Source organism: Paenibacillus sp. HWE-109, assembly GCF_022163125.1.
GTDB lineage: Bacteria > Bacillota > Bacilli > Paenibacillales > NBRC-103111 > Paenibacillus_E.
This window is the reverse complement of record NZ_CP091881.1, coordinates 7038164-7053742: the sequence shown is the minus strand read 5'-3', so window position 1 is coordinate 7053742 and position 15579 is coordinate 7038164. Positions and strand designations below refer to the sequence as shown.

Sequence of the window (15579 nt, the reverse complement as noted above, 5' to 3'; positions counted from 1 at the left end):
AAAGTTACATCCGTTAATATTTTGAGAACAATCGGTACTTATCTCGCATATTGCTGCGATTTAGCGTAAAATATGTCCAAATAACAGAGATTAGGAAGGCGAATATAAATGAAGCGCAAATATAGAACGTTAGGAATGGTTATTTTTCTTTCTGTCATTGTATTATCAGTTACTATAAGTCTAGTGAACGCTGAGGTTAAAAGGAGAGCAACCGTTAAGTTTACTCCGACTGAAGTGAGTAGTGTTCTAAATAACCCCTACATGGGGTTTGCTCCTGATGCACGCTGGGGGCCTTATAAACAGCCTCATCGACTTGTCTTCTTCGATTTTACGTGGAGGGACATCGAGGCGACCAAGGGCGTCTACACCTTCGACCAACTCGAGGAAAAGAATCAATTCAAGAAATGGACGAGTCAAAATGTAAAGATTATTTTCCGTCTTATATTAGATGATCCTACGGATAGTAAGCATATGGATATTCCGGATTGGTTATACAAGGAAATCGGGGAAGAAGGCACGTGGTACAAGACAAGTTACGGACAGGGGTTTAGTCCAAACTACGATAACAAGACATTAATCGAGGAACATCAAAAGTTGATTCGAAAGTTGGGAGAGCGGTACAACCGGGATGCCCGGATCGCCTTTGTGGAACTGGGCAGTGTGGGACACTGGGGAGAGTGGCATACCAAAGACGGTGATGGCGGAGTGGCAGAAGCATTTCCCAAGATTGCAGTTACGGATCAATATGTAGAAGCGTACATACAGGGGTTTCCTGACAAGCCTCTGCTCATGAGAAGGCCTCATGACATTGCGAAAACCAATCATATGGGTTTATTTAATGATGTGTTTGGTGATAAAGAGGAAACCACGGCTGGCTTTGTGGATTGGATTAATAATGGCTATACTTCTTGGTTGACAGAAGAGAAGATGCCAGCTATGCCGGAGCATTGGATCTACGCGCCTAGCGGTGGAGAGTTTGCTTTTTCCGAAGATGATACGAAGTACATTACAAACAAAACGATTGAAGAAACGCTAGCGCAGGCGAAGGCGAGTCATACAACCTGGCTTGGCCCCAATGTACCGTTACTTGATACAGAAAAGGGTAAATATCAAGGGAATATAGATCGTCTGTTGAATACAATGGGGTATCGATTCGTTCTTAAAACAGAAACACATCAAGCAAAAGTGAAGCGAAGTGAAAAGCTTGTAGTTAATACAATTATGGAGAATAAAGGTGTGGCGCCTTTCTATTACAATTGGCCGCTTGAATTTTCATTGGCGGATAAAGATGGGAAGATTGTTTATAAGGAAAACGCACAAGTGGATATCCGGAGATGGCTGCCTGGTACACAGAAATCCACAGCAAGCTTGAATATCCCTGGGACGCTGCCAGTTGGTAAATATACATTGTGCGTAAGTATCCTAGATCCCGAAAAAGGCAGCCCTGGTATCGATTTGGCGATCCAAGGCAAGCGGGCAGATGGCCGATATACATTGGGCATCGTTAATGTCGAGTAAGCTTCAGTAGGTAAGGTCGAGTTGAAATTGAACATATTTGTAGTCGGTTAGATCATCCGTGGTGACAAGATTAGCTACTTTCGTAACGCCTGGTTTAAGGTCGAACAAGTATCCATCAGAGGTGCCAAGCAAACGATCATGCTGATCAAAGAAACTCGCCTTGAAATGAAGACCGCGGTAAGCAATATCCTGGCCGTTCCAAACATCTGTCGTAATCTCCCAACCATATTCTTTATTCATCAAGGAGACATTGGAGAAAGTGATGCCATCCTCTTTATAAACGGCAGATATATCATTCAGCATACGTCTATGGGAAACAATGTTGATCGTGCGCGAAGAGTTGTCCCACTCAACATTAGCGCCAAACATTTCTGCAATAGAGCGAAGAGGAACATAGCTGCTATCATTAACGATCTCTACGTTGGAGTCTACCGGTTTTCCATCAATAACAATACGAATATCAGAGGCAGCGCGAACAACAATTGTGGCTGCTAGTCCAAGCGTAAGGATAAGCAAAAATGCCGATAATATTTTCCTTTTCAATATAAAAACCCCTTTAGTTTTCTAATAATTTCAATTGTTTTTTTTCTAAGCCTATCATTCGGGAAAAAGTTTTACAAATTTCTTAATATTGGGCATTTGGAACTATAGAATTGTCGACATTTTTTGATTATTGTGAATTTAATAAAACCGAAAAGGCATACCTTGGGAAATCAAGGGGCGCAAAACTATAGGGGCTTCCTCTTTCATGAAGAGTTGCCAGCCAGTTGCCGAAGTAAACGAATTCGCGGACCTTGCGGATACCGTTCTTCGGTATCCTATTTCTTTTTTATAATAAAGAATGAGGTGCTGACGATATGGATACAATGACAAATCGCAAAATAAATACTCTACATCAATGTGTATCTACATTTCTCGCTGTCATCATCATTTGCGCGCTGTTTGTAGCCGGAATCTCCGCTGCCCCTGTCCATGCTGCTGGAAACACGTATTATGTCTCCAACTCAGGGAATGACAGCAGCGCCGGGACATTAACTGCACCATGGAAGACGATTCAAAAGGCAGCCAATGTACTTGCTGCCGGAGATACCGTATATGTTAGAGGTGGCATCTATCGTGAGCTGGTGACAGTCAAAGGTTCAGGCTCAGCAAGCGGAGGCTATATTCAATTTCTGAATTATGCTGGAGAAACGCCTATAATCGATGCTTCTAGTCTAACATTAACGAGTGCAAATCAGTCTCTGTTCTATATCTCCAAAGTAAGCTACATCAAAATCAGCGGTTTCGAACTGGCTAATGCCAATGCTTCGAGCAGTTCCTTGGATCCTGCGGCAATTCGCGTGACGAATGGCAGTACTAACATCCAGCTTTTGAATAATCATATTCATGATATTAAAAATACAGCAAGCGGCGGTAATGCCCACGGCATTCATGTGTTGGGCAATATGGCGACTGCAATAACCAATCTTACGATAAGCGGCAATGATATTCATAATCTTGTGACGGGCTGGAGTGAATCCCTGACGTTAAGCGGGAATATTGATGGTTTTGAAATAACACGCAACAAGGTGCATGACAATAACAATATCGGTATTGAATTAGCTGGATTTTATGGTGCATGCGCTAGTTCCTGTGTAGACCAAACACGCAATGGACGAGTTGCAGAGAATACCGTCTATCATATTGATTCTTCCACAAACCCTGCTTATCGCGGCGTGCATGCAGCTGGAGGGATTTATGCCGACGGAGCTACCAATATCGTCATAGAGAAGAATCACGTCTACGCCAATGATTTTGGCATCGAACTAGCAAGTGAAAAGACGGGCAAAACGACAAGTGCTATCAAAGTACAAAACAATTGGATTCACCATAATTACGGAGCAGGCTTGATTATGGGCGGTTCCTCCTCCAGTAATGGCGGAGCAAGCAACAATCAGATCATAAATAACACCTTTGTAGAAAATGACACGCTTTTACAGGGGTATGGCGATATTGCTTTTCAGTGGAATATGGTGAATAACACACTTAAAAATAATATTATTTACAGCCAACCTCAAAAAACAATGTTAAGCAAGACTAACACAAGCGGTTCAGCAAATGTTCTTGACTATAATTTGTTCTATTCAGCAAGCGGAATGAACAATGGGTTATGGAAGTGGCAAGGTAAAACCTATACAACATGGGATTCCTATAAGACTGCGACAGGTAACGATGCTAATTCGCAGTTTGCTGATCCTAAATTTGCCGATAAGACTGCGAATAATTTTAACCTGCAGACCGGCTCTCCTGCAATTGATAAGGGTCTTGCCAGTGCCTTAGTCAATGCTATAGATGATTATAAGGGATCAGCTAGAATCCAAGGAGCTACCATTGATATTGGTGCAGTTGAGCATACATCCCTATCGATTCCTGCGAATCCTTCACCCACTGGATCCATAACGATTGATGGCAATGCAGCGGATTGGGAGGCAACAGCCCCCTTGAGTAAGAGTTCATCCAACGCAGCGATGTTAAAAGCGAAAATTGAAAATGCGAATTTGAATCTGCTTGTACAATGGAATGGCACAGCAGCGAAGCATCAATTTTATTTCAATACGGATCTAACTGCTTCAACTGGGTTTATCAATTCGAATTGGAGTTCGAGCGGAGCCGATTACTTAATGGAAAATGGCACCTTGTACAAGTATAGTGGAACTGATGGAACCACTTGGGCATGGACTAAGGTTGCCAGCTATAAAGATACGAAAAATTATATCGCCTCAAATGGAGCGCTGGAAGTATCTATCCCATTGTCAGCATTCGCTGTAACGAATGGTGAAACGATTCAGGTAGGCTACATGCTGAATGATTCCAAAACAGATAAACTTCCGCTTACTGGGTCGTTTATTTCCATAGGCAATGGTAGTCAAACAGGGGCTGTTGAACCAACGCCAGTGCCAACGCCGGTGCCAACGCCGGTACCAACACCAGTGCCAACGCCAGTGCCGACGCCGGTGCCAACGCCGGTACCAACACCAGTGCCAACGCCAGTGCCAACGCCAGTGCCAACGCCAGTGCCAACGCCGGTACCAACGCCAGTGCCAACGCCGGTACCAACGCCGGTGCCAACGCCGGTGCCAACGCCAGTGCCAACGCCGGTGCCAACGCCGGTACCAACACCAGTACCAACACCTGCGCCAACTTCACCAAATGTAGTTGTTAACGGAGAAAGTAGTGATTGGAGCAGCGTGGGTGTATTAAGCTCAGGTGATTCTAAAGTTAAAGTATTGAAGGCTTCAAACAATGCAACGAATCTGTACTTGTTAGTTCAAGGGAGTAGTTTAACTAGTAAAAGCCAAATTTATATAAACACCGATAACAATGAGTCCACTGGCTATTCGTTAAAATATTGGAGTTCAAGCGGTGCTGATTTCATGGTGGAGAATGGTAATTTATATCGCTATAACGGAACGGGCTCATCTTGGTCATGGACTAAAGTTACAAGCTTCGTAAGTAAGACTAGTTATGCTGTTAATGATTCGACCATTGAAATAGCTATTCCACAGACTGAACTTGGAATAAGTATTGGCAGCACCATTCATTTGGGCTTTCTTTGGAGCGATTCGGCAAGTAACCAATTACCGGCAAATGGGAAAATGGCGACATTTGTTTTGAAATAAAGAAAAAAGAGGCTGTTTCAATAGGTTAAAAACCTAGAGAGCAGCCTCTAATTTTTTTCGATGGGGAGCGAAATCTAACAGGAATTTCTCCTGCTATTTTGGCTTTACTAACGATAAACGGTCATCTAACTGGAAAACCTCCCGCTAAATTAGGGGGAAATCGTTATTCAGTGAGAAAGAGACAGAAATAACGGGAGATTTTCCATGTAAACCGGGTTTTCATGCAAAAATGCCTAATCTAACGGTAGCTTTTCCATGTAGTGCAATATTGAAAGCAAGAGGCTGCCCTGAAGTCATGAACTTGACTTGGGACAGCTTCTTTAATTCGATATAAGTTTATAGATTTTGGAGTTAATCCAGCTGTGTCGCACAGAGATAAGGGAACTAGAGGGCGCTAGTTAGCTGTTTGAAGGGAAAAGGATTACACGGCCGCATGGATCGTGTTCAAGGTCGTGCGATCACTCGCTTGGACGAGTTTGATGAGCAGTTCCTTCGCGGCTGCATAATCATCTACGTGGAGAATAGACGCGGAAGTGTGGATGTATCGCGCGCAGACGCCAATGACGGCGGAAGGAATGCCGGTGCCTTGCACGTGTACTTGACCAGCGTCTGTCCCACCGGCGGAGATGAAGTATTGATACGGGATCTTATGCGTCTCCGCCGTATCCAGAATGAACTCTACCATCCCGCGGTGGGTAATCATCGTGGGATCGAAAATACGCAGCAGCGCCCCGCGCCCCAGCTGCCCAAAAGCATTGCGGTCGCCGGTCATATCCCCGGCGGCGCTGGCATCCAGCGCGTAGAATAAATCCGGCTGAATGAGATTCGCCGCCGTGCGTCCGCCGCGCACGCCAACCTCTTCCTGTACCGTTGCACCTGCGTACAGGATGTTCGGGAGCTTCGTACCGTGAAGCTCCTTCATCAGTTCAATCGCCAGGCCGACGCCGTAGCGATTGTCCCAAGCCTTGGCCATAATCCGCTTCGGATTGGCCAGAGGGGTGAATGGGCAGATGGGAACAATCTGCTGCCCGAGCTTGATGCCGATGGCGACCGCATCGGCTTTGTCTTCCGCGCCGATGTCGATATACATCGTCTTGATGTCTGCGGGCTTGCTGCGTGACGCTTCGTCCAGCAAGTGCACGGGCACCGAGCCGATCACACCGATGATCGGCCCCTGCGGGGTCATGATCTGCACGCGCTGTGCGGGCAGTACTTGGCTGAACCAGCCGCCGAGCGGCTGGAACTTGATCGTGCCGTGCTCGGTGATGCCGCTGACGAGGAAGCCAACCTCGTCGAAATGGCCGGCAACCATGATTTTCGGTCCGGCTTCATCGCCGCGCAGGATGCCGAACAAACTGCCGAGTCCGTCCTGGACGAACTCCTGTGTATATTTTTCCAATTCGCCGCGTACAAAAGTGCGAATCTCTCTTTCGAACCCAGGCGCTGCCTGCAGTTCAGTCAGGGTTCGGAAAAGTTCTAAGGTTTCTGTATTCATGTGGATTCCCTCGCTTTATCAAGTGTGATCTTCTGGCTGTACAACAAAGTATGAGGATTATTTTAACATAGGGAGGCCAAAAGCGATAAATGCATAACTGCCCATTGACTAAACTAATGTTATTAGTTATTATACTAATATAAATAGTAATCAGGAGGCGTTATTATGAAAATCACGCAAATCGGTCAGGTCTATCAAGTTGCTTTTATGCCAAACGTATTCCCCGTTAATTGTTATTTGGTCGAGGAAGAAGAAGAGCTAACTTTGGTTGATGCGGCGATGCCATTCAGTGTCAAAGGCATTCTGGAAGCTGCTTCCAAGATAGGGAAACCCATTACCCGCATTGTTCTGACTCACGCTCATGGGGATCACATCGGCGCACTGGATGGTTTGAAAAAGGCGCTGCCACAGGCCATCGTGCATATCTCTCGCCGAGATGGAAAGCTGCTGGCCGGGAATCAAGAGCTGGAAGCTGGCGAGCCTAACCAGCCGATCAAAGGGGCCGTGCCTAAACCCGGAGCGATCCAAACGAAACCGGATGTTTATTTGGAAGATGGCGATAGGGTTGGTTCTTTGCAAGCGGTAGCGGCGCCTGGACATACACCGGGAATGATGGCATTCTTGGATATACGCAGCCGTGCGTTGATTGCGGGCGACGCGTTTCAAGTGCGCGGCGGATTTGCTGTATCCGGTGTGGTGAAATTCTGGTTTCCGTTCCCGGCCATGGCAACTTGGAGTAAAGAAGTGTCACTGGCAAGCGCAGTTAAACTGCGGGCCTTGAAACCAAGCCTGATAGCCGTAGGTCATGGTCAGATGATCGTGCAGCCGCAAGCGTTGTTGGATAAGGCTGTGGATGAAGCGTCGAAGAATTTTCAAATCGAAATCGCAAGCATTTAGAGATGGGGGAGCAGCATGGCCGTTCGACAAGGATTAGATACGGAAACTGTGCTTCAAGCAGCAATTGAAATTGCTGACGTGCAGGGGATCGAGCAAGTGACTTTAGCTGCATTAGCCGCCAAATTGAATGTGAAGACACCCTCACTTTACAACCATATTAAAGGACTGCCGGATCTCAGGAGATTGATGTCGCAGCGGAGTTTACAAGATATCAAGGCGGCGATGGTCGATGCTGTGATCGGCAAATCGGGGGAAGAGGCACTGCTGGCAGCTGGCTTCGCTTATGTGAATTTTGCCCGAAATCAACCGGGTTTATATGATGCTATGGCGGCGCTGCCTGATTTAGAAGATCCGCAAGTCAAGGAAGCAGGCACGCAAGTGGTGATGTTTATTCTTCGACTTCTGGCGTCCTATTCATTGAGCGAGGAGGATGCTTTGCATGTTGTGCGCGGATTCCGCAGCATCGTGCATGGCTTCTCATCCCTGGAGATGAAGAATGGCTTCCGTATGGGGTTGGAGCGCGATGAGAGCTTGAGGAGGCTCTTAACGACTTACTTGAGGGGATTGTCGGTTACAAGTTGAACAGGTGAGATCGTAGATGAGTGAGTCGGATAGGCAGCGCGGAGCAATCTGTGGCTGTCTTTTTTATTTGAGAATAGGAGTCTCTGAGAGCTTCTATTCCCTAGAAAAGCAGCCGCTCAAGGCAAATAGAAGACCCTAAGGGCCTTTATTTACAGAAGTGACTTGTCAAAACTCACCTTTTCCCGGGATAGGAGTCTCTGGAGGCTTCTAAATAGGTTGAAAATAGAGAATTTGCATGAATAGGAGCTTTCAAAGGCTCTTATATGATCTTATATGAGGTGTACTGCTTTCACTAGCAAGGAAAATGCTACGAATATTCACCAACAGATTAAGATAAGCTCACGCAATCTTCCACCCGCTGGCCGGAAGCAACGAAGCCCAAATCAACAGCGCGCCACAGGTAGAGGGAGGCATAACTGCGGTAGGGTGCCCAGACAGGAGCAATTTGGCCTAAATAGTTGCCGTCCTCGCGTTCTCCCAGTTGGTGCAGCCAGCGGGCTGCGCGCTGAAGCCCGGCGTCGCCCAAGGACATGACATCGGGGCGGCCCAAGGCGAAGATCAAGAACATTTCGGCGGTCCAGATGCCGATGCCTTTGACACTCGTAAGCTGTTTCAGCAGCTCGGCATTGTCCAGTTCATAGAGGCTATCCAAAAGCACCTCGCCTGCTGTAATTTTACTGCTCAGATCGCGGATATAGCGGATCTTGGGGGCAGATACGCCGCAAGCGCGGATCGCAGCTTCGTCAGCAGCCAGAACGGTTTCGGGCGTGAAGTCCGGTATGAGATGTTTGACTCTTGATTTTATCGTCGCAGCTGCCTTGGCTGATAATTGCTGGGAAATAATCGACATCGCTAACGATTCAAACGGATGGGAACTGGGCATTAGTGTTAATTCACCAACGAGCCTGATAAGCTGAGCTAGCTTGGGATCGGCTTGGCTAAGCGCAAGGATAGCCGGATGCTCATTATGAAGCAGAATGGGAGCTTCAGGCGAGAGGGATGGTTCGGAAGCGGGATGATCCATAAGGTGCTTACCTCCATATTGATTTAGTTAGAAGTACATACGACAGCTGTAATTATAGGTTGCGCATTTTGGAGAGTAGCAGGTTTATCGTTTTGAATGCGCTTTTAGTATAATAGGAGGATAAGGCTGAGAGGTAGAAGGAGCAGAGCATTGGGATGATGGACGATAAGAGTAAGCAATTATCGGTTTCGCGAAGGAATGTGGGGATTTTTGCTCATGTCGACGCGGGGAAAACAACGACAACGGAGCATCTGCTATATCATAGCGGGCGGATTCGGGCCTTGGGCAGTGTAGATAGCGGGACCGCGCAGACGGATTCTATGGACGTGGAGCGGGAGCGGGGGATCTCGGTGCGCAGCGCGACGACGGCTTTTTCGTGGAAGGATACGTTGATTAATCTGGTCGATACGCCGGGGCATGTGGATTTCCTGTCAGAGGTGGAGCGCGCTCTGCGGGTGATGGACGGAGCCATTCTGATCGTGTCAGCGGTGGAGGGTGTGCAATCGCAAACGGAGATGATTTGGCATGCGCTCAAGTCGCTGCAGATTCCAACCTTGCTGTATGTGAATAAAATGGACCGCGTTGGCGCGGATCTGGCACGCGTACTGGAGGAGATTCATAAGCAGCTTACACCGATGGCGGTGCCGATTCATGCGCCGCTCGGTATAGAAGACACGTTCCGCGGTGCGGAGAACGTGCTGGATCTCGACCTCGCTGCAGCGGTCGAGAAGCTCTCCGAGCTCGACGAGCCGCTGCTGGCGAGCTATATCGAAGGCGTGCCCATCCCGGCACGCCAAGTGAAATCAACCCTGCAGCATTATGCGCGGCAGGGGCTGGCTTATCCTTTGCTGGTGGGGGCCTCCAGCAAAGGGATTGGGATCGAGGAACTGCTGGAAGCCATCCTCGATTACTTGCCCGGGCCGAGCGGCAGCGCGGAGCAGCCGCTTTCGGCCGTGGTGTTCAAGGTCGAGCGGGACAAGACCATGGGGCGCATGGCTTACGTCCGCGTCTATGAGGGGGCGATCCGCAACCGGGACACCGTCTTCAACAACACGCGAGGCGTGGAGGAGAAGGTGACCCAGATCCGCAGAATCGACGGCCGTCGCGCCGAGGATATTGGTTTCGTGGGGGCGGGCGACATCGCCGCCGTCTGCGGTTTGACGCAGGTGCGAATCGGCGACGTCCTGGGCCGGCCGGACGCTGTCCCGCCTGCTCCCCGATTGGCAGTACCGCTGTTGACGGTACAGGTGCATGCGGAGAATGATGCGCAGTATCCTGGGCTAGTGGCTGCACTGCAGGAGCTGACGGATGAAGATCCGCTGCTTGACTTGCAGTGGCTCCAAGAGGAGCGGGAGCTCCACGTGAAGGTGATGGGCGCAATTCAGCTGGAGATCCTGACCAGTCTGCTCGCTTCCAGATTCGGACTGCAGGCTAGATTCGATCAGCCTTCCGTGATTTACAAAGAAACGCCTTCGCAATCTGGCGAAGGCTTCATCGCCTATACGATGCCCAAGCCGTGTTGGGCGATCTTGCGCTTTCACATCGAGCCCGGTGAACCGGGAAGCGGGCTCGTCTATCAATCACTGGTACGCGGCGAGCAGCTGCTCGTGCAGTACCAGAATGAAGTAGAGCGCCGCGTGCCGGAGGCGCTCCAGCAAGGTCTGCTCGGTTGGGAAGTGACCGACGTGAAAGTCACGCTCACATATGGTGAGCACCATGTGTGGCACACCCATCCGCTCGACTTCGCTGTCGCGACGCCGATGGGTCTAATGCAAGGTCTCGCCCAGACAGGCACGAAGCTGCTTGAGCCCATGCTGCAAGTGCGCATTACCGTACCCGAAGTCTACGGCGGCAAGGTGCTCAGCGATCTGGTGCAGATGCGTGCGATCTTCGATCCACCGCAGATTAGCGGCGACCGATTCGTCGTGGAAGGCAAGCTGCCTGTGGCCACATCTTTGGACTATCCGGTGAAGCTCAGCGCCATGTCTGGCGGCCGAGGCGTGATAACGTCATCCTTCGGAGGATATCAGCCGAGTCCGCCCGATGCACAGGCCGAGCGCAGGAGGCGGGGCGTGAATCCACTCGATCAGTCCAAGTATATTCTGGCAGTACGCAAAGCGCTGTCGACATAAAAGGGTCATCTTGTGCATTGACAGCAGGCACCCCCCTCAGTACAATGAGGGTAAGTTAATATACTGTGACGGAGATCGGGAGACTCACTAAGAAACGCCAATTGCATATAATTGGCACTTCTTGGTGAGTTTTTTATTGTTTTGAAGGAGGCGAGGGCCATGTCATTAGAAACACAGCGCATTTTACCAGCGATCAAGAAAATGAAGGATTTGGAGAAGCTCCTCAAGTCGTCTTTTACTTATATTGTGCTGCTCGATAGCCACATCGGGCAATTGAAGAATATTGTCGATTTGGGCCGTGCGAACGGGAAGAAGCTGCTGCTGCATGCGGACTTGATCGAAGGACTCAAGAATGATGAGTACGCCGCTGAATTTTTATGTCAAAGCATTCGCCCTGCCGGCATTATCTCGACGCGGGGGAATGTGATCACGAAGACCAAACAGAATGGTCTGATTGCTATTCAGCGGCTTTTTCTGCTAGACAGCAGTGCTTTGGACAAAAGCTACACCCTTCTCGAGAGAACGCAGCCTGATTATATAGAGGTGCTGCCCGGTGTGATTCCGCATATCATTCGGGAAGTGAAGGAGCGAGCGGGGATTCCTATTTTTGCAGGAGGCCTCATTCGGTCTGTCGAGGATGTGGAGCTGGCGCTAGGAGCAGGGGCGACTGCTGTGACTACGTCACAAACGGAATTGTGGGAGCACTATCACAAGCGATCTTGAACAATTGGAGGCATGAACATGACAGCGACAGGGAAGAATCCCTCTTATATACTTTCCCTCGACCAGGGAACTACGAGCTCTAGAGCTATCCTTTTTGATCAAAAAGGGCATATTGTGCATACCGCGCAGCAGGAATTTAAGCAGCATTTTCCAAAGCCAGGCTGGGTGGAGCATGATGCCAATGAAATCTGGCTTTCTATTCAGGGGGTCATGGCAGCTGTTTTATCCGAATCCGGTGTACAGCCTGCGGCAATTGCAGGAATTGGTATCACGAACCAGCGCGAAACGGCGGTTGTTTGGGATCGCCACACGGGCATGCCTGTGTATCATGCGATTGTTTGGCAGTCTCGTCAAACCGCTGATATTTGCGAAACGTTGAAGGCTCAGGGGCTAAGCGACTTGTTCCGGGAACGCACAGGACTGTTGATCGACGCTTACTTCTCAGCGACCAAAATCAAATGGATTTTGGATCATGTCGAGGGTGCACGAGAGAAGGCATCGCGTGGAGAGCTACTCTTTGGCACAATGGATACGTGGCTGATTTGGAAATTGACAGGCGGCAAAGCGCACGTGACGGATTATTCAAACGCTTCGCGTACGCTCATCTACAATATTCATGAGTTGAAATGGGATGAGGAGCTGCTTGGTCATCTGGACATTCCGGCTGGGATGCTCCCGGAAGTTCGTTCGTCGTCTGAGATATATGGCTATACGCAAGAAAGCCTCTTCTTCGGGTCAGCGATTCCGATTGCTGGTGCGGCAGGAGATCAGCAGGCTGCTTTGTTCGGGCAAGCGTGCTTCGAAAAAGGGATGGCCAAGAATACCTATGGCACAGGCTGCTTCATGCTGATGAACACGGGCAATCACGCGATACCTTCGCGCAGCGGGCTTTTGACGACGATTGCTTGGGGACTCGGGGGCAAGGTCGAGTATGCGCTGGAAGGCAGTATTTTCGTGGCAGGATCGGCGATTCAGTGGCTGCGTGACGGGCTGCGGATGATTAAATCGGCCAAGGATACGGAAGACTATGCGAAGCGGGTGGCTTCAACAGATGGTGTATACGTCGTGCCTGCTTTCGTTGGGCTAGGTACTCCTTATTGGGACAGCGATGTTCGGGGAGCTATTTTTGGATTAACGCGCGGCACTTCCAAAGAACATTTCATTCGCGCAACGCTCGAATCCCTCGCTTACCAAACGAAGGATGTGCTTCAGGCGATGGAAGACGATTCCGGCATTCAGTTGACCAAGCTGCGTGTCGATGGTGGTGCTGTGAAGAACGACTTCCTCATGCAGTTCCAGAGCGATATGCTGGGCGTTACGGTGGAGCGTCCTGTGATTAGTGAGACAACGGCGCTTGGCGCAGCCTTCCTGGCGGGTTTGGCGGTCGGTTTTTGGCAGGATCAGGCGGAGATTGCTGCGCAGTGGCAGGTGGATCAGGCTTTCGACCAATCGATGGCTAAGGAACAGCAAGTGAAGTTATACAGCGGTTGGAAAAAAGCAGTAAATGCCGCAATGGCTTTCAAATAATCAATAGCAATGATATACTTATAACAAGTTAATATTCGGTTGGAGACTAGGAGAAGCCATAGCGGCCTACACGTGTGAACGTGTTAGGTGTGTTGTGGCTTTTTTATTTTGATAAACGCGAGGAGAGATTGAGATGGCAATGGAACAGAACCATACACATATAACGAAGGAAACACACGGATTCAGCGGGTTGAATAGGACACAAATGCTGCAGGCTATGTCGGAACAGCCTTTGGACTTAATCGTTATTGGCGGCGGTATCACGGGCGCAGGAATTGCCTTGGATGCGCAAAGCAGAGGGCTTCGCACAGCACTGATTGAGATGCAGGACTTCGCTGCCGGGACATCGAGCCGTTCGACCAAATTAGTTCATGGCGGGCTGCGCTACTTGAAGCAGTTGGATGTGAAGGTTGTGGCGGAAGTCGGCAAGGAGCGAGCGATTGTTTATGAAAATGGTCCTCACGTCACGACGCCGGAGTGGATGCTGCTGCCCTTTTACAAAGGGGGCACGTTCGGGAAGTTGTCGACGTCCCTTGGACTGCGTGTGTATGATTTCTTGGCAGGTGTCAAAAGGTCTGAACGCCGCAAGATGTTTCGTCCTGAGCAGACGCTTTCCCAGGAGCCGCTTCTGAAGAAGAAGGATCTGAAAGGCGGCGGTTATTATGTGGAATACCGGACGGATGATGCGAGGTTAACCATTGAAGTGATGAAAAAAGCCGTCGAATTGGGCGCTTTGGCCGTGAACTATGCTAAGGTTGAGGAGCTGCTGGTTGAGAATGGGAAGCTGATTGGCGTGCGGGTTGTGGATCAGATGAGCGGCAGTGGAGCGGGGGCAGAAGCAGGGAGCGGGCGGTCTTACTCGCTGTACGCGAGCAAGATTGTAAATGCCGCAGGTCCGTGGGTGGACACCTTGCGCGAGATGGATAAATCCAAGCAAGGCAAGACGCTGCACCTGACCAAAGGGGTGCATCTGGTGTTCGATCAGAGCAAGTTTCCGCTGCGGCAGGCGATTTATTTCGATACGCCGGACGGGCGGATGGTGTTTGCCATTCCGCGAGACGGCAAAACGTACATCGGGACGACCGATACCAATTACAAAGGGGATATCGCGAATCCCCGCATCACGCTCGCGGACCGCGCTTATGTGCTGCGCGCCGCGAACGAGATGTTCCCGTCCCTCGGGTTGACGGAGGCTGACGTCGAATCGAGCTGGACCGGGCTGCGCCCGCTGATCCATCAAGAGGGCAAAGACCCTTCTGAGATTTCGCGGCGCGATGAAATCTTCGTGTCAGCGTCCGGCCTGATTTCGATGGCCGGAGGGAAGTTGACCGGCTACCGCAAAATGGCGGAGTCGGTCGTGGACAAGATCGCCGCCATGCTGCTGGCGGAGGGCACGGTCTCGGCGGCGCTGCCGGCGAGCCGCACCCGAACGCTGCCGATCTCCGGCGGCGAGGTGGGCGGCTCCGCGAAGCTGGCGCCGTTCTTGCAGGGCAAGATCAGCCAAGGCCAGCGGCTGGGGCTGACCCAGAGCGAAGCTGAACTGCTCGCGCACCGCTACGGCTCCAACGTGGATGCCGTATTCGAGCTGCTGGAGCAGCACCGGGCTGAAGCGGCGCAGCGGGGCATGCCCGCCGCTGTGCTCGCTGCGCTCGTGTACGCGATGGAGCGCGAGATGGTCGTGAAGCCGGCGGATTTCTTCATCCGCCGGACAGGCGCCCTCTTCTTCAACATCGCGTGGGCCAAGCAGTGGAAGGCGCCGGTGGGCGCCTACCTGGCAGAGCGCTTCGGCTGGGACGAAGCGCAGGCTAAGGCTTATGCAGCCGAGTTGGAGCTGCTGCTGCATGAGGCCGTGAACCCGTTGGAGGCTTAGGCTGCTGGCGTTCTGCTTCGCCTTTAAATGAATAATTTAATCTAGTGAAAAGCCGATGAGAGCAGATTTAATATGCTCTCATCGGCTTTTTGAATATTAAGAAGCAGGCAAGTAGGAAATCAAGCGGCTCCTAGAGAAAATAAAATGAACTT

11 protein-coding genes and 1 riboswitch are annotated in these 15579 nt (G+C 50.2%); of the genes, 8 read left to right on the top strand and 3 right to left on the bottom strand.

Annotation, left to right across the window (positions count from 1 at the left end; all coding sequences use genetic code 11):
- Positions 1–108: 108 nt before the first annotated feature.
- On the top strand, positions 109–1518 hold the full coding sequence (locus LOZ80_RS30215) for a DUF4832 domain-containing protein (RefSeq protein ID WP_238168074.1): 1410 nt from the start codon (positions 109–111) through the stop codon (positions 1516–1518).
- A 3-nt stretch (positions 1519–1521) separates the two neighbouring features.
- On the opposite strand, the gene LOZ80_RS30210 is transcribed toward LOZ80_RS30215, so the two are convergent.
- Positions 1522–2061 (bottom strand): stalk domain-containing protein, encoded by a 540-nt coding sequence (locus tag LOZ80_RS30210; protein ID WP_238168073.1) that lies wholly within the window; start codon positions 2059–2061, stop codon positions 1522–1524.
- Between the two features lie 144 nt (positions 2062–2205).
- A riboswitch (cyclic di-GMP riboswitch) is annotated at positions 2206–2293 on the top strand.
- 82 nt (positions 2294–2375) lie between these two features.
- Between LOZ80_RS30210 and LOZ80_RS30205 the strand changes: the two genes are divergently transcribed.
- Positions 2376–5177: a right-handed parallel beta-helix repeat-containing protein gene (locus tag LOZ80_RS30205; protein ID WP_238168072.1), complete on the top strand. Its 2802-nt coding sequence runs from the start codon at positions 2376–2378 to the stop codon at positions 5175–5177.
- A gap of 421 nt (positions 5178–5598) precedes the next feature.
- Here LOZ80_RS30205 and LOZ80_RS30200 read toward each other — a convergent pair whose 3' ends face one another.
- Positions 5599–6672 (bottom strand): M42 family metallopeptidase, encoded by a 1074-nt coding sequence (locus tag LOZ80_RS30200; protein WP_238168071.1) that lies wholly within the window; start codon positions 6670–6672, stop codon positions 5599–5601.
- Positions 6673–6837: 165 nt separating this feature from the next.
- Here LOZ80_RS30200 and LOZ80_RS30195 point away from each other — a divergent pair, with 165 nt between their 5' ends.
- On the top strand, positions 6838–7569 hold the full coding sequence (locus LOZ80_RS30195) for an MBL fold metallo-hydrolase (RefSeq protein WP_238168070.1): 732 nt from the start codon (positions 6838–6840) through the stop codon (positions 7567–7569).
- A 15-nt stretch (positions 7570–7584) separates the two neighbouring features.
- The gene (locus LOZ80_RS30190; protein ID WP_238168069.1) at positions 7585–8151 is read left to right on the top strand and encodes a TetR/AcrR family transcriptional regulator; all 567 of its coding nucleotides are present in this window, start codon (positions 7585–7587) and stop codon (positions 8149–8151) included.
- 328 nt (positions 8152–8479) lie between these two features.
- Here LOZ80_RS30190 and LOZ80_RS30185 read toward each other — a convergent pair whose 3' ends face one another.
- Complete coding sequence (locus tag LOZ80_RS30185) at positions 8480–9175, bottom strand: DNA-3-methyladenine glycosylase family protein (RefSeq protein ID WP_238168068.1); 696 nt, start codon at positions 9173–9175, stop codon at positions 8480–8482.
- Positions 9176–9330: 155 nt separating this feature from the next.
- Between LOZ80_RS30185 and LOZ80_RS30180 the strand changes: the two genes are divergently transcribed.
- The 4 genes from LOZ80_RS30180 (at position 9331) to LOZ80_RS30165 (ending at position 15427) form a co-directional block, all read left to right on the top strand.
- On the top strand, positions 9331–11307 hold the full coding sequence (locus tag LOZ80_RS30180; RefSeq protein WP_337950983.1) for a GTP-binding protein: 1977 nt from the start codon (positions 9331–9333) through the stop codon (positions 11305–11307).
- 159 nt (positions 11308–11466) lie between these two features.
- Positions 11467–12030, top strand: a complete 564-nt coding sequence (locus LOZ80_RS30175; RefSeq protein ID WP_238168067.1) for a glycerol-3-phosphate responsive antiterminator — start codon at positions 11467–11469, stop codon at positions 12028–12030.
- An 18-nt stretch (positions 12031–12048) separates the two neighbouring features.
- Positions 12049–13557, top strand: a complete 1509-nt coding sequence (gene glpK, locus LOZ80_RS30170) for a glycerol kinase GlpK (RefSeq protein ID WP_238168066.1) — start codon at positions 12049–12051, stop codon at positions 13555–13557.
- 133 nt (positions 13558–13690) lie between these two features.
- Positions 13691–15427, top strand: coding sequence for a glycerol-3-phosphate dehydrogenase/oxidase (locus LOZ80_RS30165; protein ID WP_443146988.1), 1737 nt, complete (start codon positions 13691–13693; stop codon positions 15425–15427).
- The last annotated feature ends 152 nt before the right edge of the window (positions 15428–15579 follow it).